The following is a 20,621-nucleotide window of genomic DNA, read 5'->3' on the forward strand; positions in this document are numbered from 1 at the left end:
ATTCCATAGATTTTTCGGCATTTTATCTTTATAAAGTCGCTGGTTTCCACTGTCCGAGAAGTTTGGCGCTGCTACACTTTTCGGCGGGGAACAACTTGCAATAACCACATACATACTTAATAGGTTTTACAGCCACCGTTCAGCGTTATCTCAATCCTGTTTGTGGCTTTCTATTAACAGCGATAAGAGTGGGACCTTATGAAAAAGACAATTCTGCGTCGCGCAGCCCTGGCTGCCGCAATCAGCACCACCTCCAGCGGGGCCATGGCCGCCGGCTTTTACCTGAATGAAACCAGCATCTCCGGCCTGGGCCGCGCCTTTGCGGCAGAAAACACTGTCGGCGACAACGCCGCAATCCTGGCGCGCAACCCAGCCGGTTCCGCTCTCTTTGACACTATCACCCTCTCTGGCGGTGTTATCTATGTCAATCCGGAAATCGACGCTGAGGGAGACGTTACCTATTTCGCCGCGCCGGATACCCCTATTGCCACCCTCTCTGACCAGAAGGCCACTGACTACGCCCCAACCGCCTGGGTACCCAATGCTTACCTAGCCGTGCCATTCAACGAAAACTGGTCCTTCGGCCTGGCCATGTATTCCAACTACGGCCTGGAAACCGATTTTGACAGTGACTGGCCGGTAACCACCATTGCCGACAAGACCGAACTGCTGACCGTCAATATCGCTCCGTCGGTAGCCTACGACTTCAACGATCAGTTCAGCATTGGCTTCGCAGTGAACTTCCTCTATGCCGACGCCACTCTGAAAACCATGGTTCCAACCAACTTCGGGCTAAACCCAACCGTCGCTGGCGCCGACATTTTGTCCTATGACGACGCGGATGACTGGGAAGTGAGCTGGACCATTGGCGCCCTGTGGAATATCACCGACCGCACCCGGTTCGGTATTTCCTACCACGCAGAGCTGGATCCCGAACTGGAGGGTGACGTCAATTCCGATTTGGTACCCTTACCCCTGTCTCCGTTCAACGACGCCAAAGGCAAGGTGACACTGGATCTGCCGGACACCCTGGAACTGGGCCTGTACCACCGATTCAACGAAAACTGGGGCCTGGCTCTGGGCGCCCTGTGGACCGACTGGGATGACTTCGAGCGACTCGAAGCCTTTATTCCCGCCGGTGGCGAAGGCTTCAACCCGCTGCTGTTCAAGGAGGAAAACTTCCAGAGCGGCTGGCGCTACAGCATCGCCGGTGAATACTACCCCTGCGAGGAGGTCACCCTGCGCATCGGCTATGCCTACGACGAAGGTGCGGCGCGGGACGGCTTCAATACCGGAGACGCCGCAGCCAACGCCTACGGCCTGCCCATCACTTGGCGGACCCTGTCCATCCCGGATACCGACCGCAACTGGGTAACCATCGGCGGCACCTACAAGTTCAACAACCAGCTGAGTATTGACGGCGGTCTGGCCTACCTGTGGGGTGACGACGAGACCATCCAGGAATTCACTACCGTGCCGGCACCCACCTACTTCGATGGCGGAACCACCAATATCGAAGCCTGGCTGGCAGGTGTTTCCCTGAACTACGCCTTCTGATTGGGCACAGCCCACAAAAAAAGGGCCGGATTGCAAAATCCGGCCCTTTTTTTGTCCCAATCCCGGCTCTCGATATTCACAAGCACCATCCGGCGCTAAGCAGAGGCTGTCCCCGGGACCAGGTATGGATAACTTAACAAGTACGCGTTACTCCCAGCCGCACTGACGCCCTTTATTCTGTTCCTCCAGATACGCCATCAGCGGTTGGAAGTAATCGATAATCGCCGAGGCATCCAGCTCGCGCTGGCCGGTCAGCGCCTCCATGGCATCCGGCCAGGGTTTACTTGCCCCCATGGCGAGCATATCCCGCAGTTTTTTGCCGGCGGCATCGTTTTTATAAATGGAGCAACGGTGCAACGGGCCAGTCTCGCCGGCGGCCTCACAGAGTGCGCGGTGGAACTGGAATTGCTGTATACGCGCGAGGAAATAACGGGCATAGGGTGTATTTCCAGGGATATGGTACTTGGCACCCGGATCGAAATTGGCCTCGGTGCGCTCAACCGGCGCCTGTATGCCCTGATACTGCTCGCGCAGCTTCCACCAGGCCTTGTTGTAATCTTCCGGTTTTACTTCGCCGTTAAACACCTGCCAGCGCCACTTGTCCACCAAAAGACCGAAAGGCAGGAAGGCAATCTTGTCCAGCGCCTGCTGCATCAGGAAACCGATATCTTTGCTCTCGTCCGGAATTTCATCCATCAGGCCAATCTGCTTGAGGTATTTCGGCGTGATGGACAGGGCGATGGTATCGCCAATCGCCTCGTGGAAACCGTCGTTGGCGCCTTCCTTGTACAGGAAAGGCTGGTGCTTGTAGATACGCTGGTAGAAGTTATGCCCCAGTTCGTGGTGAATGGTGACAAAGTCCTCACCAGTTTTCTGAATGCACATTTTGATACGGATATCATCCTGGCCGTCCATATTCCAGGCACTTGCGTGGCAGACGACATCGCGATCACGGGGCTGGGTAAACTGGGAGGTTTCCCAGAAACTCTGCGGCAACGGTTTAAAGCCGAGAGAGGTGAAGAAATTCTCGCCCACCTTGACCATGTCTTTTTCACTCATGCCGGAATCCACCACCAGCTGAGTCAGGTCATAGGGCGCCTGCATATCCTCGTCCTTGACCAAGTCGTAGATATTGCCCCACTCCTGGGCCCACATATTTCCGAGCAGGTGCGCCGGAATCTTTCCTGTGGACGGCACCACCTCATCCCCGTAATGCTCGTTCAGTTTGGCCCGCACATGACAATGCAAGGCCTCATAAAGCGGCTTGACCTTGTTCCACTGGGCATCCATATCGGCAGAGAAGGCGTCCGGCTCCATGTCGTACTTGGAACGCCAGAAAACGCTCAGGTTGTCGTAGCCCAACTCCTGCGCACCGGCATTGCCTATCTCTACCTGGCGCTCGTACAGAGGCTTCATCGGCGGAGAGATCTCGCGCCAACCCACCCACAGCTCCTCGAGCAGCTCGGGGTCGCGGCTCTCGGCCATCAGGCGGCCCATTTCGGTCAGGGTATAACACTTCTCCCCGCCATCTTCCTCGCGGCAATATTTTCCGGCTCCGTACATGCCCTGCATCTTGGAGCCGATCTGCGCAAGCTCCGCAGTCAGTGCCGGATCTTTGGGCGCCGGGAATACCAAGCCCTGTTTGAGCATGGTTAACTGACGGCGAGTATCTGGATCCAGATCCAGGCCGTTGAACTTGGCAGCTTCCGCAGCCAACTCCACCGCCATAGCGGTGTAGCGCTCAGAGGCCAATGCCTCGACAAATTGGGAGTCCCCGTTGATATAGGTAGCCGCCAACCAGCTTGCGCGGCTCGCCTCTTCTGCCATTGCCTCCAGACGCGACTGTGCGTCCTGCAGAAATACCTTGGCATCCTCCGCGGTCAATTGCTTGTTAGCATCCCCGCCAGACACAGAATCGGCCTTTTCGCCTTGACATCCGGCCAGAGCCACAGTCGCGGCAATCGCTAGGGCAATTTTCTTCATGCTCTCCCCCAAATCATTATTGGTTCACTTATTAGTGCCGCCGTTTATAGCATAAGGAGAGCGAGCAAAGGGACGGGACCACTAGTGGCTGGCACATATCGGTACAAAATTTCCCGCAACAAAACAATTTTGGAGAAATATCTTGAGAGAGAAAGGGTGCAGCAGCGGAAGGGAAATATGGAGGCAGCCCAACCAGCAACACCCCCGGCACATGACGTCACTGCTACCGTTGCTCCCTTCCGGGCCTGGCGGGGTTCACAGCTGTTCATTGCGGGGGGACCGGAAGGGCCGCCACAACACTCTTCGCGATATCCGAAGAGGAGCGGCATTATAAGGGAACCGCTGTTGAAGTCCATAGTCCCGTCCCACCAATCCCACTAAAAATGCGGCCCGGGCGCGCCGCAGCAACCCCAGCGGCTGAGCGAATTAATCAGAGCTTCCTTAGGGAACCTCTGATTAGTTCGCGTGAACGCTTTGGTTAGTTCCGTGGCGCTCAGGCAATAGGAGGGCCATTTCGAAAACGCACGAGTACTTCCCTGTAGCTCCGACGGATACATCCCTGTATCCGACGGTTTCGAAATGGCCATCCTATCACCTGAGCTTCTCATCTAGCTCCAAAGAATTTTTACCGTCAGGAAGCGAATTAATCAGAGGTTCCTTAGCGGCTCGCGCTCCGGACCGTTATACTGTGCGCGCCTAAATCCTTCCCGGCCAAGAGTTATTCATGCACCTGTTCGTCGACAATCTCACCAACGTAGATTTCAGCTATCTGGACCACCAGCGCGGGCTGGTGGGCGAGACTTGGCTGGCAAGCGCAAGCCTCGATGGCGCCCTGGACAGTCAGGGTATGGTGTGCGACTTCGGCATTGTCAAAAAGACACTGCGCCGCTGGCTGGACGAACAGCTCGACCACCGCCTACTGGTCCCCATTCTTTCACCGCATTTACAGCTGCAAAAAAACGCCGGGGGCATTGCACTGACCTGGGCACTGCACAGCGGCGGGCAAATTTGTGTATCCGGGCCCGAGCAGGCATTCGCACTGGTTGAGGCAGAAGCGATCAATGCGGACAGCGTCGCCGCCTGGAGTATTCGACAGCTGACCATTGCCTTTCCGGCCAGTATCGAACGGCTAAACCTGTGTTTCGCCAGTGAGAAAATTTCCACGCCCTACTACCACTACAGCCACGGCCTCAAGAAACACGCGGGCAACTGCCAGCGCATCGCTCACGGCCACCGCTCCAGAATCGAGATCTACCTCGACGGAGAGCGCTGTCCCGAGTGGGAACGCCGCTGGGCCGAGCGCTGGCGCGATATCTACCTCGGGACACGCGAGGACCTGTGCAACGATAGCAGTGAGCAGGTACTGCATTTTGCCTACTCGGCACAGCAGGGCGAATTTTCCCTGGAGATCCCCGCCGAACGCTGCGAGCTCGTGGAGTGCGACACCACAGTGGAGCAACTGGCACAACACATCGCCGATACCATCGCCCGGGCACAACCGGACACGGAAGTGCGGGTACGCGCTTACGAGGGACTTGGAAAAGGGGCCGTGGCCGCGGCGAAAATCTGAGCCCCCCAGGTGCCAAGTGACAACAACGAGTAAGGCAGATTGAATCTAATCATTCTGGAACAGAGCGACTTTGTCGCGCCCGACCGCGTGCGGTTGCGCGGGCGCCGGCAGCAACACATCCGCGAAGTACACAGAGCCACTCCCGGTGACCGGCTTCGCGTTGGCCTCTTGAACGGAGATATCGGCCACGGCGAAATCACAGCCCAAAACGGCGATTTCATTGAACTCAAGGTGGACCTGCACCGCTCCCCCCCTGACGCCCTGCCCCTCACGCTGGTACTGGCCCTACCGCGGCCGAAAATGCTCAAGCGGGTAATAGAACACGCCACCGCACTGGGGGTAAAAAATCTCTACCTGATCAACGCCTACCGGGTGGAAAAATCCTACTGGCAAACCCCCTGGCTGCACGAAAACAAATTGCGTGAACTGTGCCTGCTGGGCCTGGAACAAGCGGTCGACACCCGGATGCCGCAAGTGCATTTGCGCAAACGTTTTAAACCGTTTGTGGAAGACGAGCTGCCAGGGATTGCCGCCGATTCGCTGAAGCTAGTGGCGCACCCCGTGGCGGAGCGGCCCTGCCCGGTGGATATCGCCGAGCCCGCGACACTGGTGGTGGGACCAGAGGGCGGCTTTATCCCCTACGAAGTGGACAAATTGCGGGAGAATGGATTTGAAGCAGTGCATCTGGGGCCGCGGATACTGAGAGTGGAAACAGCCCTGCCGGTGTTGCTCGGCCGCATCTTTCCGGGGCGCTGACCGCCCCAACTCCGGGAGTTGCCACACATACCTGCAGCGAGGAGACACAAAAAAGCCGCGCATGGCGCGGCGGTAAAAGATGGCTCCTGTCACCGAGCCTCACAGAGTGGGGGAAGAGACGAATCCCCCGGAGAAAACTGTTTACCCGAAAAAGACAAGCGCGTTACGGAATACCATTCACACGGCGGCCAAGGGCCGCCGCTTGTCATTAGGCCAGTGCGTCTTCCGCCACGGCGGATTTCTGCAACGCCAATTTCGGGTCTACATATTCGTAACCCAGCACGTCGGCCACTGCCTGGTAAGTCACCATGCCCGCATGGACATTCAGCCCCTCCAACAGGTTGGCATCGTCCAGCAGTGCTTTCTTGGCGCCCTTGTTGGCCAGTGCCACCGCGTACGGCAAAGTGGCGTTGTTCAGAGCCATGGTGGAAGTGCGCGCAACACCGCCGGGCATATTGGCCACACAGTAGTGCACCACGCCGTCGACCACGTAAGTCGGCTCCTGGTGTGTGGTCGCCTTGGAAGTTTCGAAGCAGCCTCCCTGGTCAATGGCCACATCCACCACCACGGCACCTTTCTTCATGCGGCTGACAATGTCGCGAGTCAACAGCTTCGGCGCGGCGGCTCCCGGGATCAAAACGGCACCAATCACCAGGTCCGCTTCCAGCGCGTGCCGCTCAATGGCATCGTTGGTGGAATACTCAGTACGTACCGCGCCGCGGAAGATATCGTCCAGCTGGCGCAGACGCGGCAGAGAGCGGTCGAGGATGGTCACATCGGCACCCATTCCCACCGCCATCTTGGCGGCATTGGTACCCACAACACCGCCGCCGATAATCAGCACCTTGGCCGGCGCCACACCGGGAACACCGCCCAGCAGCACCCCCAATCCACCTTGCGCTTTCTCCAGGTGATGGGCGCCACACTGTACAGACATACGGCCAGCAACTTCGGACATGGGCGCCAGCAGCGGCAGGCCACCGAAGCGGTCGGTTACGGTTTCATAGGCAATGCAGGTTGCGCCAGATTTCACCAGCAGTTCAGTCTGCTTGGGATCGGGCGCCAGGTGCAGGTAGGTGTAAAGCACTTGTCCGGGGCGCAGCATTTCACATTCGTTGGGCTGCGGCTCTTTTACCTTGACGATCATGTCGGCGGTGGCGAAGATCTCCTCCGGCGTATCCGCGATGCGGGCGCCCGCCTGCTGGTACATTTCGTTGGTAAAGCCGATGGCCGCACCGCCGTCTTTCTCTACGACAACCTCGTGGCCGTGGCTGATCAGTTCACGAACACTGGCCGGGGTCAGACCGATACGGTATTCGTGGTTTTTGATCTCTTTTGGGACACCAATCAACATTATTTTCGCTCCTCACTTTCGGCCGACACGCCGCGAAGGCGGAAGTGGCCTTATCTTTACCTCAGCGATCTGGCTAGTATAGATCCGTCTTAAAAGTGGATTTATAAAAAAATTCTACTTAAATTAGTGGAACCCACTGGTTCAACCCTTTTTCTGATCATTTATTGATCTCACATAAGCATCGGAGCCCCTGTATGCGCAAACGCGCCAACGAACTGAGCACCATTGACCGCAATATATTGCGTGTCCTGCAGAAAAACGGCCGTACAAGCTATGCGGAACTGGCGCGGCAGGTGGGGCTGACGCCCACCCCCTGCGTAGAACGGGTAAGGAGGCTGGAGAGTGAAGGCGTAATCCAGGGATACACAGCTCTGGTCAATCCGGAATTTCTCGATGCCGCCCTGATGGTCTTCGTACAAATACGCCTGAACCGGTCAGCCCAAGATGCTTTCGAGGAATTCCGCAACGCTGTGGCCGCACTGCCTGAAGTCCAGGAGTGCTACTTGGTATCGGGCAACTTCGATTACCTGATTAAAGCGCGGGTCGCCGACATGAATGCCTATCGCAAATTTTACGGGGAAACTCTGCTGAGCCTGCCGGAGGTACTGGAGTGCACCAGCTACGTGGTGATGGAGCAGGTAAAGGAAACGCTGGAAGTACCGGTGCACTACAACCGGTAGGTGAACTGGAGGAGCCACAATCGCTTCGCAAAAGCGCGGCTACCGATTCCAGGCCCTCGGGCAATGGGATTGCGGTTTGCGCGAACGCTCCCGTCCCCAGGGGCCTAGAACCAAGGCCCCGCTGGTCACTAGGGATATGCCCGAGACCTATACATCGCCAGCCCCTGTAAACAGGTCAGTATTTGATACCGAACTTGCGATAAATAAAACCGATAACCCAGGCTGGACCAATCAATAAAAACTGCAAATCTTTGAAAAATGAGGGTTTCTTACCCTCTATGTAGTGGCCGATAAACTGCAAGATCCACATCAAGACGAAAACGGCCAACGCCGTCTGCCAAACGGGAAGCCCCTGCCGTTCCACCACCGACCACCCCCACAGGCACACAACACTGATTGCCGCTATACCCAGAGCCAATGGGAAAGACAACAGCAGGTAAAAGATCAATGTCGGCACCAGCGCCACTACCGCCCAGTTCAGCCATGGAATGGCCTCCATAAAGGCCGGTTGCGGAATGGCCCACAGAAGGCCCACAACAGTCGCGAATATAACTGGAACAGCCACCCAATGAATGGCTTTGTTGGTGGGATTTTGATGGCTCTCGCCGTATTCGGCGAACCATTGTTCCGCGCTGCGCATGGTCTCCTCCTCGCTGTTTTTATTGTTGGAAGCGGATCAATCATCCGTTATCGATGACTGCAAATCAATATTTATTCACGATCGTGAATAATTAGTCAACGTTCTTCACTGACCCCGAGTTTCTGTCGGTACAGTCTATCCAGCATCTCATCTAAGCAGCAGAAGACTATGCGTTGAAGCTGACAATTGCCATCCAGGTGCTGGCGCACCTCCGCCACCGCGATATCCACCGCCTGCTCCGGTGGATAGTCGTAAACACCGCAACTAATGGCGGGAAAAGCAATGGATCGCATATGTTCCCGCCGGGCAAGCGCCAGACACTGGCGGTAACAGCTGGCGAGCAGCTCAGGCTCGCCCAGGCTGCCACCCCGCCAGACCGGGCCCACGGTGTGGTAAATACGTTTCACGGGTAAATTGAAGGCCGGTGTGGCGCGAACCTCCCCTACTGGACAGCCGCCTATTTCACGGCAGACTTCCAGCAGACCGGGGCCCGCCGCACGGTGAATGGCCCCGTCCACACCACCGCCGCTCTGAAGGTGCTGATTGGCGGCATTGACGATTACATCGACTTGTAATCGAGTGATATCACCGAGATGAACTTCAATCACTCAGTTTCTCCAACCGCTTTTGGAATAATCGCTGCGGATGGACGTCCTTATCACTTCACAACAGACTCGCGACGACAGGCGGCTACTATCCCAGGGACGGCCGCAGCCGCTGTCACCCCAGCAACTGGCGGTGGCGCGAGGCCACTGCCGCGGGGCATTTCGTCACGGCGCTAACTATGACAATAGCAGCTGCAGAGAAAACAAAGCCGGGCAACAGCTCATAAATATCGAATATACCTCCGGAGAGCTGCCCCCAAATGACCACCGTCAGGCCCCCAACCACAACACCTGCAATGGCACCGGCGCCGGTCATACGCGACCAGAAAAGACTGATCAAGGTGACCGGGCCAAAGGCTGCACCCAAGCCGGCCCAGGCATAGGCCACTACATCGAGCACTTTGGAATCGGGGTCCATGGCCACCCAGACCGCGATCAATGACAGGGCCACCACTGCCCAGCGTCCCACCTTCACCATCGCTTCCGGACTGGTTTCGCGTCCCCACCACACATGGTAGATATCCTCCGCCAGGGCGGCAGAACTCACCAGCAATTGGGAATCCGCAGTGCTCATGATCGCAGACAGAATTGCCGCCAACAGGATACCGGCCACCAGCGGGTGGAACAGGGTTTCCACCAACGCCATAAATACCCGTTCCCCATCGGGCAGCACCTGTTGCAATTCCAGGTGGCCGAACAAACCCACCGACAGGGCCCCGATAAACCCGAACAATGACCAGATAGCGGCAACCGAGGCGGCCACCGGCACATCGCCTGGATGACGCACGGCCATGAAGCGCGCCAGTATATGGGGCTGGCCAAAGTAGCCCAGCCCCCAGGCCAGCGAGCTGACAATCGCCGCCAGCCCCAGTGCCTGGCCCGTATTGTCGCTCATCCAATGCATCAATTCCGGCACCTTCGCGTGCAACTGTGCCCAGCCAGCGCTCAGCCCTCCCACGTCCCGAATGACGATTACCGGCACTATCACCAGCGCCAGGCTCATCAACAGCCCCTGAAACACATCCGTCCAGGAAACGGCCAGAAAACCACCGAAGAGTGTGTAGGAAATCACCGCCACAGCGCCAATAATCACCGCCCAGCGGTAATCCCAGTCGAACACAGTTTCGAACAGCTTGCCGCCGGCAATCAGCCCCGAGGCCACATAGAAAAGAAAAAACAACAAGATGAACACGGCACAGACCGTACGCAGATAGGGATGCCCCATGTCAAAACGCCGGTGCAGATAGGCCGGTACAGTCAGAGCATCGTCCAACTCATAGGTATATATCCGCAGCCTCCGCGCCATGCTTATCCAGCTGATGACAATGCCGCTGAACAGCCCGATGGCAATCCAACTCGAAGAAAGGCCCGCTGTGTAAGCTGCACCGGGCAGCCCCAACAGCAACCAGCCGCTCATATCCGAGGCGCCGGCGCTGAGCGCAGCTACCGCTGGCGGCAGGCTGCGGCCACCGAGGAAGTAGTCACTGGCATTTCTAGTGCGCAGATAGGCATAGGCACCGATGGCGAGGATCAGGGCCAGGTAGGCGACAAACGTGAGGGAGACGAGCCATTGTTCAGACATAGAGAACCTGTTATGTGGAGTATTATGGCGGTGAAGTGTAGGGCTCAGATTATGATTATTTTTTAATCAATTTCCAGCTCTACAGGAGCTGTTACAGTCAAATTTTGTGTTTATTACGCACAAATCTACTCATTCACTGGCAGCGGCTCAATCCGCCAACTACATATTGGGGGACACACGGAAAAACCTGACAACACTATGGGCATCTGTCTGGACGAACTACGGCTACTGGTCATTCGTCCCACCCTCAAGCACTTGAAGGCCTGGTCGCCGGGAATGGAAAACCTGCTACTGGGCACCGCCGCGCAGGAGTCGCAGCTGGGCTTTCACCTCAAACAGGGGCGGCGCCACGGCCTCGGCATCTACCAGATTCAGCCGCACACTCACCGAGAGATCTGGGATGAATACCTGATCGACCACCCCGCTCTGGCATCCAAAGTGCGCGGACTGGCGAGTCAATGGGACTTTCTGGACCACCCGCACGAGGAGCTGACCACCAACCTGCGCTACGCCACTGCGATCGCCTGGCTGATATACCGCGCCGCCGGCGTGAACAAGGTACAGGAAAACGACGTGGTGGCCATGGCGCGGCTCTGGCACCAGCACTTCCACCACGGCCCCGCGGCAACAGTGCGGGATTTCCAGTGCAGCTACGCGCGCCTGGTCAGTGCCGCAGATCCTACAGATTCAGCGCCTCGATATACTGCGGCGGCGCCTCCGCTTCACCATCGGGAACCCACGTCTGCACCTGTCGCTGGAGCGCATAGTCATCGCGCGCGGCAGCCGATGGCGTAGAGCGGTCCAGCTCAAGGCTTTCGAAATCGTACAAATCCCTGTCCGCCAGTTGTGAAGGCGATACCCGTGTGAGCGCGGCAAAGATGTTTTCACTGCGGCCCGGAAACTTCTTGTCCCATTCCCGCAGCATTTGCTTAATCGCCTGGCGCTGCAGGTTTTCCTGGCTGCCACAAAGGTTGCAGGGAATGATGGGGAATTCCTTGTACTCGGCAAAGCGCGCAATATCTTCCTCGCGGCAATAGGCCAGGGGGCGGATCACGATATTGCGCCCGTCATCCGCGCGCAGCTTCGGCGGCATCGCCTTCAGGCGCCCGCCGTAAAACATATTGAGAAACAGCGTCTCGACAATATCGTCCTTATGATGGCCCAGCGCGACCTTGGTCGCCCCTATCTCCTCGGCAAAGCCATACAGAGTACCGCGGCGCAGGCGAGAGCAGAGGCCGCAGGTGGTCTTACCCTCCGGCACCACCTCCTTGACCACCGAATAGGTGTCCTTTTCGATAATGTGATAGGGCACCCCCAGAGACTGCAAATATTCCGGCAGCACATGTTCCGGAAAACCAGGCTGTTTCTGGTCCATGTTCACCGCTACCAGATCAAAGTGCACCGGTGCCGTTTTCTGCAGATTCAGCAGGATATCCAGCATCGCGTAAGAATCCTTGCCTCCGGACAGGCACACCATGATTTTGTCGCCCTCCTCGATCATGTTGAAATCCGCAATGGCGCGGCCCACATTGCGGCGCAGGCGCTTCTGCAGCTTGTTGAATTCCAGGCGCTCGCGGCGACTTTCCAATTCGGGCATGGCGGTTCTCTTACGACTGAGCTTAGTGCTTGCAACAAGGGTGTAAGGAAGGCCGGCTGGCGGCAGCCGGCCTCTCTAAACAGGTGGTGACACCTTAATCATTGGCCCGCGATTGTACGCATTCCAATCACGGAGTACAGGACTCATCACCAACCGCCTGTCCCAGCAGCACCTGAACACAGGGCCAAATATGGTCAAGCAGCACCGGCTGGGCCACAGCCGTGGGATGAATACCGTCGCTCTGCATGGCGCCATCCATCAGCGCCACAGGTTCCAGAAAGAAGGGCACCAGCGGGATTTCTTCGGCCTCGGCCACCTTTGGATAGACAGCGGCAAAAGCCTCGGTATAAGCGCGGCCATAATTGGGGGGCATACGCATTCCCAGCAAAAGCACCTCGGCCCCCGCATTTTGCGCCAGATTCACCATTTTCTGCAGATTGCGCTGCAGCGCCAGGGGCGGATAACCGCGCAGGCCATCATTGCCCCCCAGCTCCACGATCAACCAGCGCGGTCGGTGTTCCTCTAACAAGCGCGGCAGGCGCGCCAGCCCACCGGACGATGTCTCCCCACTGATACTGGCATTGATCACTTCAATGGGCTTCTCGGAGCCCTGCAGGCGTTCGCGCAGCAACTGCACCCAGCCCTGCGCCTCATCAATTCCGTAGGCGGCGCTGATACTGTCCCCCAACACCACCAGCCTGTCCGCGGCCCGCGCCTGTCCGAGTGGGATAGACAGCATTAGACACAAGCCAAAATACAGGTACAGCCTCCGGAAAAAATCTGTCGTCATGTCATACTCTCCAATTCTCCTGTGTAAGACGCTGCAGAAGGAACACTGAATGTCCGCCATGCTAAGGGCCGAAAACCTGTACCACCAGGTCAGCACCAGCGAGGGACCGCTGACCCTATTAAATAATATTTCCCTGCAACTCGCCCGCGGCGAAAGTCTCGCGATCACCGGTGCCTCTGGTTCCGGCAAATCCACCCTGCTCGGGCTGCTGGCCGGTCTCGACAAACCGACCGGCGGCCACATATGGCTCGCCGGCGAGGAGATCACCCGGATGGATGAGGAACAGCGCGCCGCCCTGCGCGCCCGCTGCGTCGGTTTTGTGTTTCAGACCTTCCAGCTTCTGCCCGGGCTCACCGCGCTGGAGAACGTCATGCTGCCGAGCGAACTGCGCGGAGAACGCGGTGCCGCCAAGCGTGCCGGCAATTTCCTCGACCGGGTCGGCCTCTCACACCGGCTGCATCATTACCCGCGCCAGCTATCTGGCGGCGAGCAGCAGCGGGTCGCCATCGCGCGGGCATTTGCCAGCTTTTCCGGTGACGACGGTATTCTTTTCGCCGACGAGCCTACCGGCAGCCTCGACGCCGCCAACGGCGAACGCGTGATCGAGCTGCTGTTCAAACTCAACGCAGAGTCCAACACCACCCTGGTGCTGGTCACCCACGAACAGCGTCTGGCCGAGCGCTGCGGCGTGCAGATGCGTATGGTAGCGGGCGAGATAGCGGCGGGAGAAACTGGCAGCGGGTCCCTGCCGGAGGTGTCCACCTGATGCTGCCCCTCAAACTGCTCTTCAGAGACTGGCGCGGCGGCGAACTGGCCCTGATCGCCTCGGCGCTGGTATTGGCGGTTGCGTGCGTGACCGCCATCTCCCACGTGACCGACCGCCTCGCCCGCGCGATGCAGCAACAATCACTGACCTTTCTCGCCGCCGAGCGGGTGCTGCGCAGCAGTCAGCCGGTGGATCCGGCCTGGCTGCAAGAAGCCCGCGAACGCGGCCTGCAAACAGCGCAAGTGGTGCAGTTTGCATCCATGGTCGCCGCTGGCGACCAGTTCCAGTTCGCGTCGGTCAAGGCCGCCGGAGAGGGCTATCCGTTACTCGGCGAGCTGGAAGTGCGCGATCGCGAAAATGGCCCCACACACCAAGTGCAACGAGGCCCCGCGCCCGGTGAAGCCTGGGTCGAGCCGCGCCTGCTGCCCCTACTGCAATTGCATTTGGGCGAGTCCCTGCAACTGGGCGACACCAGTTTGAAAATCACCGGCCTGCTCGAACGGGAACCCGACCGCGGCACCAGCCTCTTCGACATGGGCGCGCGGGTATTAGTGCACCTGCAAGACCTGCCCGCCGCCGGTGTCATTCAGCCCGGCAGCCGGGTGCGCTATCGCTATCTGTTTGCCGGCGACGACAAAGTGCTGCAGAGCTATTTCACCTGGCTGAAACCGCAATTGACCGAACACCAGCGCGTTATCGACCTGCGCGATGGCCAGCCGCGAGTGGCCACGGCTCTTGAACGCGCCGAGCGTTTTCTGTTCCTCGCCGGCAGCCTTGCCGTACTTCTGGCCGGCATCGCCGTCGGCTTGGCCGCGCGCCGCTACGGTCTGCGCCACACGGCCTACGTGGCGGTGATGAAAAGCCTCGGCGCCAGTCGCGGCAAGGTCTTGACCATCTACCTGGGCCAGCTGACCGCACTGACCCTGCTGGCCACCGCTGTCGGCCTGCTCGCCGGCAGTCTGATCCAGTCCCAGGCCGTGGCCCTGATGGCGGATGTTTTTCCGGTGGAACCACCTCCCAGCCGCTGGAACCCACTGCTCGTCGGCCTGGCCACCGGCTTCGCCTGCGCACTCGGCTTTGCTGTGGCTCCCCTCGTGCGCCTGGCGCGCACCGACCCCATGCAGACTCTGCGGCGGGACTGGAGCAACCCCGACCGACGTGAATGGCTGGGGCTGGTGCTCGGCCCCACTTCCATGCTGATCCTGATCTGGTGGCTGTCCGGGAGTCTTGCGATCACCGCGGCCCTCTTTAGCGGCCTGGCACTGTTGGTTGGCGGTGCGGCCCTCGTCAACCGGCTATTAGTGCGCGGGCACCTGGCATCCTTCGGTGGTGCCTGGCGTATCGCCCTGGGCAGCTTGCAGCGCCGCGCCGCCTTTAACACCCTGTTGATCGCCGCCTTCGGCACCGGACTACTGGCAATGCTGGCACTCGTGTTCGCGCGCACGGCGTTGATCGATGAATGGCGCATGCAGCTGCCGGAAAAGGCCCCCAACCACTTTCTGCTGAATATCGCCCCACACGAAGTTGAAGACCTGCGCAAAATGCTGGCGGACAACCGTATTGTCAGCACCGAAATCTACCCAATGGTGCGCGGGCGCCTGGTGGCGATCAACGGTGTGCCGGTAAAGGAGATCAAAGAGAAAGACAACGCACTGCGCCGGGAACTCAATCTCAGCTGGACTGAAACACTGGCGCCCGACAACCGGATTTTGGAGGGCGAGTGGTGGGACAAGGTCAATGAAGGCGTGTCGGTGGAAGTGGAATTGGCGGCGCGCCTGAACTTGTCCCTGGGCGACCAGCTGCGATTCTCCGTCGGCGGCCTCACCATCGAGGCGCCGGTCGCCAGCTTCCGCTCCCTGAACTGGAACAGCATGAGGCCCAATTTCTATATGCTGTTTGCCCCAGGCACCCTGGAGGATTTCCCCGCGACCTATATCACGAGCTTCTACTTGCCGCCGGAGCAAAAGCTGTTGATCAACGACCTGGTACGCGAATTTCCCAGTGTCAGCGTGATCGAGCTGGACAAGATCATCCAGAGTATCCGCGATACCATCGGCCAGGTGTCCCTGGCCATTGAGTCCGTCCTGGTATTGATGCTGGTGGCCGGTGTGTTGGTACTTTTGGCCGGTGTGCGCGCCAGTATCTCCGAACGTTTGCAGGAGGCAGCGATTATCCGCACACTGGGCGGTCGCCGGCGGTTGCTGCTGCAGAGCCTGATACTGGAATTCGGCCTGCTCGGTGCCGCCGCCGGTATGCTAGCGGCCATCGGCGCCGAGGCGACACTGGCGGTACTGGCACAACGGGTTTTCGAGCTGCCGCTCACCTTCCACCCGCAATTGTGGCTGCTGGGCCCGCTGGCGGGCGCGCTGCTGGTCGGCACCGCGGGCACCCTCGCCTGCCGCCGCTCAGTCAGTCAGCCACCGCTGAGAGTACTGCGCGAACTCGCGTGAATGTGAATTTATCTCCCTGCGGGAGCGGCCGGAAGCGGGCCGCTCCCGCTGGGGCAACTCCGAACTGAGTCAAAAAAGCTGTATGGATCTGGACTTCGATCGCGCCCATATATGGCACCCCTACTCCTCCCTGATTGACCCGCCGCCTGTCTATCCCATAGCGCGCGCGGAGGGCGTACACCTCTACCTCGAAGATGGCCGCGCCCTGATCGACGGCATGTCCTCCTGGTGGTGTGCCCTGCACGGCTACAATGTGCCGGAGCTGAACACCGCCTTGCAAAAGCAGATGGAAAAGATGTCGCACGTGATGTTCGGCGGCCTCACCCATCAGCCAGCCATCGACCTGTGCAAAAAATTGGTGGAGATAACCCCGCAACCGTTGCAACGGGTTTTTCTGGCCGATTCCGGCTCTGTGTCTGTGGAAGTTGCAATCAAAATGGCGCTGCAGTACTGGCATTCCCAGGGGCGCCCGGAAAAAAACAAATTGCTGGCGCTGCGCAACGGCTACCACGGCGACACCTTCGGCGCTATGGCCGCCTGCGACCCTGTCACCGGCATGCACCACCTGTTCGCGGGCCAACTGACTCAACACTTCTTCGCCCCCGCACCGCGGCCCACCTTTAACGAGCCTTGCGAGGACGCGGATATCGCCGAGCTGCAACAATTGATCGAGGAAAACCACGGGCAACTGGCGGCGGTGATACTCGAGCCAATCGTCCAGGGCGCCGGCGGTATGCGCTTTTACTCACCGGAATATTTACAGCGTGTGCGCGAACTCTGCGACCAGCACGAGCTGCTGTTGATCGCCGACGAAATCGCCACCGGTTTCGGCCGCAGCGGCAAGCTATTCGCCTGTGAACACGCCGGTATCAGCCCGGACATCCTGACCCTCGGCAAGGCACTGACCGGCGGCACCATGACCCTGGCCGCAACCCTGTGTACCGATAAAGTTGCCGAAGGCATCTGCCGGGGCGAAGCGGGCGTTTTTATGCACGGCCCCACGTTTATGGGCAATCCCCTCGCCTGTGCCGTATCCAATGCCAGTATCGACCTGCTGCTCTCCAGCCCCTGGCAACAGCGTGTCGCCAGTATCGAACAGCAACTACAGAGAGAACTGGCTCCATTGCGCAACGCCGATGCCGTCGCCGATGTGCGCTGCCTGGGCGCTATCGGCGTGGTGGAGATGCGCGAGCCGGTAGACATGGCGCGGGTACAGGAGGCGCTGATCGCGCGCGGCGTCTGGCTGCGGCCCTTCGGCAAGCTGGTCTACGCCATGCCGCCCTATGTAATTTCAGAACAGGATCTGAGCCAACTGACAAACGCCATGGTCGAAGTCCTGGCCTAACAATTCCCGTGGTGGGTGGGCTGCGCTTAGTCCACCCGGCAAATGTATTTTCCCGGAATTTTCTCGTGCAAGCGCTGTTAAAAGTTACTGACCTCGAATGCCGTTACGGCGAAAAAGTGATTCTCGAATCTGTCTCCTTCACGCTCGACAAAGGGGAGATCGCCTGTCTGCTCGGCCCCAGCGGTTGTGGCAAGACCACACTGCTACACGCCATCGCGGGCTTTCAGCCACCCTACGGAGGCTGTATTGCACTGGGAGGGAAACCAATCGCCACCCCCGACGCCATCACCCCGCCGGAGAAGCGTCATATCGGTGTCGTATTTCAGGACTACGCCCTCTTCCCCCACCTGAATCTTCAACAAAATATCGCCTTTGGCCTCAAATCCCTGCCCGCCCCGGAACGGGAGGCCCGTGTGCGCCAACTACTGCAACTGGTGCACCTGGAAAGCTTCGCCAACCGCTATCCACACCAGCTCTCCGGTGGTCAGCAGCAGCGCGTCGCCCTGGCCCGGGCACTGGCGCCGCGCCCGCAGCTGCTGCTGATGGATGAGCCGTTCTCCAACCTGGATATGGAGCTGCGGCGCAGTTTGGCCACCGAAGTACGACAGATATTGCGCGAAGAGGGTATGGCTGCACTGATTGTCACCCACGACCGCGACGAAGCCTTTGCAGCCGGGGACAAATTGGGCGTACTCAGCGGCGGCCGGCTGCAGCAGTGGGACACTCCGGAAAATACCTACCGCACACCGGCCAGTGCAGCGGTGGCACGTATTGTCGGAGAAGGCAGTCTGCTGCAAGGAAAGTTGCGACAACCGGACCTGATCGAAACAGAAATGGGGCGGATGCCGCTGCCTCCATCCGTCCAAGCGGCCTGTACCAAATTCCAGATTTTTGTGCGCAACGAAGACCTGCTACCTGGTGAACATCCAGATGCGGTAAACGCCGAGGTAGTGGATAAGCGCTTTCTCGGCAGCAGTGTACTGTACAAGTTCCGCCTGCCCTCGGGGCGGATAATAGAAACAACCTTGAGCGCAGAACTTCAGTTCGCCCCGGGCAGTGAAGTTCCCTTGCGCATCAACTCACCGGTAATCTTTACTGAACATCAGCGAGCGGATCTCAAGCAATGAAGGGGAATCTCTGATCAATTCGCTCTCAGGGCTTAAAGGTACTCCACTCTCGGACGAGAAGTATCTTCACCATCGGGAAGCGAATTCATCAGAAGCTCCCTAAGGGCGGCCAGCGGTGGGATCACAGAGTAGGCGCCTCACTCTCCACCAATTCAGCCACCTGCCCTTCCCTGCGGCGCCCCATCGAACGGCTCAGAAGTATTACCGGCAGCAACCCCACCAACACAATCATCAACGCGCCCAATGCGGAACGTTCCAGCATCTCATCGGACGCAAACTGATATACATGGGTCGCCAGCGTCTCAAAACCAAAAGGACGCAGTAACAGCGTGGCCGGCAGTTCCTTCATACAGTCCACAAACACCACCAGCGCACCACTCAGAAGCCCGGCGCGCACCAGAGGGAAGTGAACCGCCCACAGTGTCTGCCAGCTGTTGCGCCCCAGAGAGCGGGCCGCGCGGTCCATCGACGGCGTAACCTTGTCCAGACTGGATTCTATGGCACCGGCAGATACGGCGAGAAAGCGCACGGCATAAGCAAATACGATCGCAAAAACACTGCCGGACAGTAGCAGCCCGGTTGAGATACCAAAGTGCTCGCGCAGCAGCGCGTCCAGTGCATTGTCGAAGGCCGCCAGTGGAATCAGCACACCGATGGCCATTACCGCACCGGGCATGGCGTAGCCCAGCTTGGCAAAACCGACTAGAGACTTAACCGACCGCCGTGGATACAGGCGCTTGCCGTAGGCCAGTAACAATCCCAGAACCGCTGTCACCACTGCGGCTGCACCGGAGAGCAGAAAGCTATTGCGCGCTATGGCGAGGAAATCTCCGCTCCAGTAACTGGAAAAGTTGTCCAGCGCATAACCGCCCAACACAACAATCGGCACACCAAAACCGCTGATCAGAAGCAACGCACAGAAAAGACTGGCTGACAAAGCGCGCCAACCACGAAGGCGATAGAAATCGCTGCCCGCCACGGGAGACTGCACAAAATGCCGTTGTCCCTTGCGCCCCCGGCGCTCCAACACGATCAACAGCACCACGAAAACCAGCGTGCTGCAAGCAATCTGGGCGGCGCCTCCCAAATTGCCGCGGCTCAGCCAGGTATCGTAGATGCCCACACTGAGTGTGCGCACCGCAAAGAAATCCACAGTGCCGAAATCATTCAGTGTCTCCATCAGCACCAGAGAGAGGCCCACTGCAATCGCCGGGCGCGCCATGGGCAGCGAGACCCTTAAAAAGCTCTGCCAAGGTGTGCAACCGAGGGAGCGGCTGGCGGCGCGGATACTCCCGCACTGCTCGATAAAGGCGGCCCGCGCCAGCATATACACATACGGATAGAGGACCAGAGATAGCATGGCAATAGCACCGCCCATGCTACGGATTTCCGGGAACCAGTAATCCCGCGCCGTCTGCCAACCACACAACGCCCGCAGAAATTTTTGCACCGGCCCCGCGTATTCCAGCAGATCCGTGTACACATAGGCGATGACATAGGCCGGCACCGCAAAAGGTAGCAACAGCGCCCATTCGAATAAACCCCGCCCCGGAAAGCGGCACATGGTCACCAGCCAAGCGGCGCCCACGCCTGCCAACAAGGTCAGCACAGCGACGCCAAACGCCAACATCAGGGTCGCAGAAATATAGTGGAAAAGTACCGTATCCAGCAGATGCGGCCAGATATTCTCCTCGGGAAACAGCGCCAGCCAGAAAACTGACAACAGCGGCAGAGCCACCAGCAGTGCTATCGCCGCCACCGACAATATCCACCGCAAACCGGAAAAATTTCGGCGGGAAAGAGAAGATGCAGGGGTCAT

At 58.8% G+C, this 20,621-nt stretch carries 17 protein-coding genes and 1 other RNA gene; 9 read left to right on the forward strand and 9 right to left on the reverse strand.

What is annotated here, in order from left to right; genetic code table 11:
- Positions 1-198: 198 nt before the first annotated feature.
- A complete protein-coding gene (locus tag A3224_RS10755) occupies positions 199-1,557 on the forward strand; it encodes an outer membrane protein transport protein (protein WP_067154316.1) in 1,359 nt (452 codons plus the stop codon).
- Positions 1,558-1,704: 147 nt separating this feature from the next.
- On the opposite strand, the gene A3224_RS10760 is transcribed toward A3224_RS10755, so the two are convergent.
- Positions 1,705-3,540: a M2 family metallopeptidase gene (locus tag A3224_RS10760; protein ID WP_067154317.1), complete on the reverse strand. Its 1,836-nt coding sequence runs from the start codon at positions 3,538-3,540 to the stop codon at positions 1,705-1,707.
- A 187-nt stretch (positions 3,541-3,727) separates the two neighbouring features.
- An RNA gene (ffs, locus tag A3224_RS10765) (signal recognition particle sRNA small type) lies at positions 3,728-3,825 on the reverse strand.
- Between the two features lie 439 nt (positions 3,826-4,264).
- On the opposite strand from ffs, the gene A3224_RS10770 reads away from it, so the two are divergent.
- Both A3224_RS10770 and A3224_RS10775 read left to right on the forward strand, forming a co-directional pair.
- Positions 4,265-5,110: a 6-carboxytetrahydropterin synthase gene (locus A3224_RS10770; protein WP_067154320.1), complete on the forward strand. Its 846-nt coding sequence runs from the start codon at positions 4,265-4,267 to the stop codon at positions 5,108-5,110.
- A gap of 39 nt (positions 5,111-5,149) precedes the next feature.
- Positions 5,150-5,866, forward strand: coding sequence for a 16S rRNA (uracil(1498)-N(3))-methyltransferase (locus A3224_RS10775; protein WP_067154323.1), 717 nt, complete (start codon positions 5,150-5,152; stop codon positions 5,864-5,866).
- Positions 5,867-6,074: 208 nt separating this feature from the next.
- On the opposite strand, the gene ald is transcribed toward A3224_RS10775, so the two are convergent.
- Positions 6,075-7,220, reverse strand: a complete 1,146-nt coding sequence (ald, locus tag A3224_RS10780; protein ID WP_067154325.1) for an alanine dehydrogenase — start codon at positions 7,218-7,220, stop codon at positions 6,075-6,077.
- 194 nt (positions 7,221-7,414) lie between these two features.
- Between ald and A3224_RS10785 the strand changes: the two genes are divergently transcribed.
- Positions 7,415-7,900 carry an Lrp/AsnC ligand binding domain-containing protein gene (locus tag A3224_RS10785; RefSeq protein ID WP_067154328.1) on the forward strand — a complete coding sequence of 162 codons (486 nt, stop codon included), beginning with the start codon at positions 7,415-7,417 and terminating at the stop codon, positions 7,898-7,900.
- Positions 7,901-8,075: 175 nt separating this feature from the next.
- On the opposite strand, the gene A3224_RS10790 is transcribed toward A3224_RS10785, so the two are convergent.
- From A3224_RS10790 to putP, 3 genes are all read right to left on the reverse strand, one after another.
- Positions 8,076-8,540 (reverse strand): Mpo1 family 2-hydroxy fatty acid dioxygenase, encoded by a 465-nt coding sequence (locus A3224_RS10790; protein ID WP_067154331.1) that lies wholly within the window; start codon positions 8,538-8,540, stop codon positions 8,076-8,078.
- 95 nt (positions 8,541-8,635) lie between these two features.
- Positions 8,636-9,148 carry a macro domain-containing protein gene (locus tag A3224_RS10795; protein WP_067154334.1) on the reverse strand — a complete coding sequence of 171 codons (513 nt, stop codon included), beginning with the start codon at positions 9,146-9,148 and terminating at the stop codon, positions 8,636-8,638.
- Positions 9,149-9,260: 112 nt separating this feature from the next.
- Complete coding sequence (gene putP / locus A3224_RS10800) at positions 9,261-10,727, reverse strand: sodium/proline symporter PutP (RefSeq protein ID WP_067154337.1); 1,467 nt, start codon at positions 10,725-10,727, stop codon at positions 9,261-9,263.
- Between the two features lie 198 nt (positions 10,728-10,925).
- Between putP and A3224_RS16605 the strand changes: the two genes are divergently transcribed.
- Entirely contained in the window at positions 10,926-11,522 is a 597-nt protein-coding gene (locus A3224_RS16605) for a hypothetical protein (RefSeq protein ID WP_197462973.1), read from the forward strand.
- Here the strand turns inward: A3224_RS16605 and ttcA are convergent.
- Both ttcA and A3224_RS10810 read right to left on the reverse strand, forming a co-directional pair.
- A complete protein-coding gene (ttcA, locus tag A3224_RS10805) occupies positions 11,407-12,324 on the reverse strand; it encodes a tRNA 2-thiocytidine(32) synthetase TtcA (protein WP_067154339.1) in 918 nt (305 codons plus the stop codon). The two genes, A3224_RS16605 and ttcA, sit on opposite strands and share 116 nt — an antisense overlap.
- 127 nt (positions 12,325-12,451) lie before the next feature.
- The gene (locus A3224_RS10810; RefSeq protein WP_067154342.1) at positions 12,452-13,114 is read right to left on the reverse strand and encodes an arylesterase; all 663 of its coding nucleotides are present in this window, start codon (positions 13,112-13,114) and stop codon (positions 12,452-12,454) included.
- A 49-nt stretch (positions 13,115-13,163) separates the two neighbouring features.
- Between A3224_RS10810 and A3224_RS10815 the strand changes: the two genes are divergently transcribed.
- The 4 genes from A3224_RS10815 to A3224_RS10830 all read left to right on the forward strand — a co-directional run bounded on the left by A3224_RS10815 (position 13,164) and on the right by A3224_RS10830 (position 18,802).
- The gene (locus A3224_RS10815; protein WP_067154345.1) at positions 13,164-13,880 is read left to right on the forward strand and encodes an ABC transporter ATP-binding protein; all 717 of its coding nucleotides are present in this window, start codon (positions 13,164-13,166) and stop codon (positions 13,878-13,880) included.
- The gene (locus A3224_RS10820) at positions 13,880-16,330 is read left to right on the forward strand and encodes an ABC transporter permease (RefSeq protein WP_067154347.1); all 2,451 of its coding nucleotides are present in this window, start codon (positions 13,880-13,882) and stop codon (positions 16,328-16,330) included. Before A3224_RS10815 ends, A3224_RS10820 begins: the two co-directional genes overlap by 1 nt.
- An 82-nt stretch (positions 16,331-16,412) precedes the next feature.
- Positions 16,413-17,675, forward strand: a complete 1,263-nt coding sequence (gene bioA, locus A3224_RS10825) for an adenosylmethionine--8-amino-7-oxononanoate transaminase (protein WP_067154350.1) — start codon at positions 16,413-16,415, stop codon at positions 17,673-17,675.
- Between the two features lie 65 nt (positions 17,676-17,740).
- The gene (locus A3224_RS10830; protein ID WP_067154352.1) at positions 17,741-18,802 is read left to right on the forward strand and encodes an ABC transporter ATP-binding protein; all 1,062 of its coding nucleotides are present in this window, start codon (positions 17,741-17,743) and stop codon (positions 18,800-18,802) included.
- 121 nt (positions 18,803-18,923) lie between these two features.
- Here the strand turns inward: A3224_RS10830 and A3224_RS10835 are convergent, their stop codons facing one another.
- The gene (locus A3224_RS10835; protein WP_231902363.1) at positions 18,924-20,561 is read right to left on the reverse strand and encodes an ABC transporter permease; all 1,638 of its coding nucleotides are present in this window, start codon (positions 20,559-20,561) and stop codon (positions 18,924-18,926) included.
- Between the last annotated feature and the right edge of the window lie 60 nt (positions 20,562-20,621).

It is taken from the genome of Microbulbifer thermotolerans (assembly GCF_001617625.1).
Classification (GTDB): domain Bacteria; phylum Pseudomonadota; class Gammaproteobacteria; order Pseudomonadales; family Cellvibrionaceae; genus Microbulbifer; species Microbulbifer thermotolerans.

Coding starts and splice junctions, on each gene's coding strand:
- ald (WP_067154325.1), bottom strand. CDS start 7,220: ATGTTGATTGGTGTCCCAAAAGAGATCAAAAACCACGAATACCGTATC.
- A3224_RS10785 (WP_067154328.1), top strand. CDS start 7,415: ATGCGCAAACGCGCCAACGAACTGAGCACCATTGACCGCAATATATTG.
- putP (WP_067154337.1), bottom strand. CDS start 10,727: ATGTCTGAACAATGGCTCGTCTCCCTCACGTTTGTCGCCTACCTGGCC.
- A3224_RS16605 (WP_197462973.1), top strand. CDS start 10,926: ATGGGCATCTGTCTGGACGAACTACGGCTACTGGTCATTCGTCCCACC.
- ttcA (WP_067154339.1), bottom strand. CDS start 12,324: ATGCCCGAATTGGAAAGTCGCCGCGAGCGCCTGGAATTCAACAAGCTG.
- A3224_RS10760 (WP_067154317.1), bottom strand. CDS start 3,540: ATGAAGAAAATTGCCCTAGCGATTGCCGCGACTGTGGCTCTGGCCGGA.
- A3224_RS10770 (WP_067154320.1), top strand. CDS start 4,265: ATGCACCTGTTCGTCGACAATCTCACCAACGTAGATTTCAGCTATCTG.
- A3224_RS10755 (WP_067154316.1), top strand. CDS start 199: ATGAAAAAGACAATTCTGCGTCGCGCAGCCCTGGCTGCCGCAATCAGC.
- A3224_RS10790 (WP_067154331.1), bottom strand. CDS start 8,540: ATGCGCAGCGCGGAACAATGGTTCGCCGAATACGGCGAGAGCCATCAA.
- A3224_RS10810 (WP_067154342.1), bottom strand. CDS start 13,114: ATGACGACAGATTTTTTCCGGAGGCTGTACCTGTATTTTGGCTTGTGT.
- A3224_RS10820 (WP_067154347.1), top strand. CDS start 13,880: ATGCTGCCCCTCAAACTGCTCTTCAGAGACTGGCGCGGCGGCGAACTG.
- A3224_RS10815 (WP_067154345.1), top strand. CDS start 13,164: ATGTCCGCCATGCTAAGGGCCGAAAACCTGTACCACCAGGTCAGCACC.
- bioA (WP_067154350.1), top strand. CDS start 16,413: ATGGATCTGGACTTCGATCGCGCCCATATATGGCACCCCTACTCCTCC.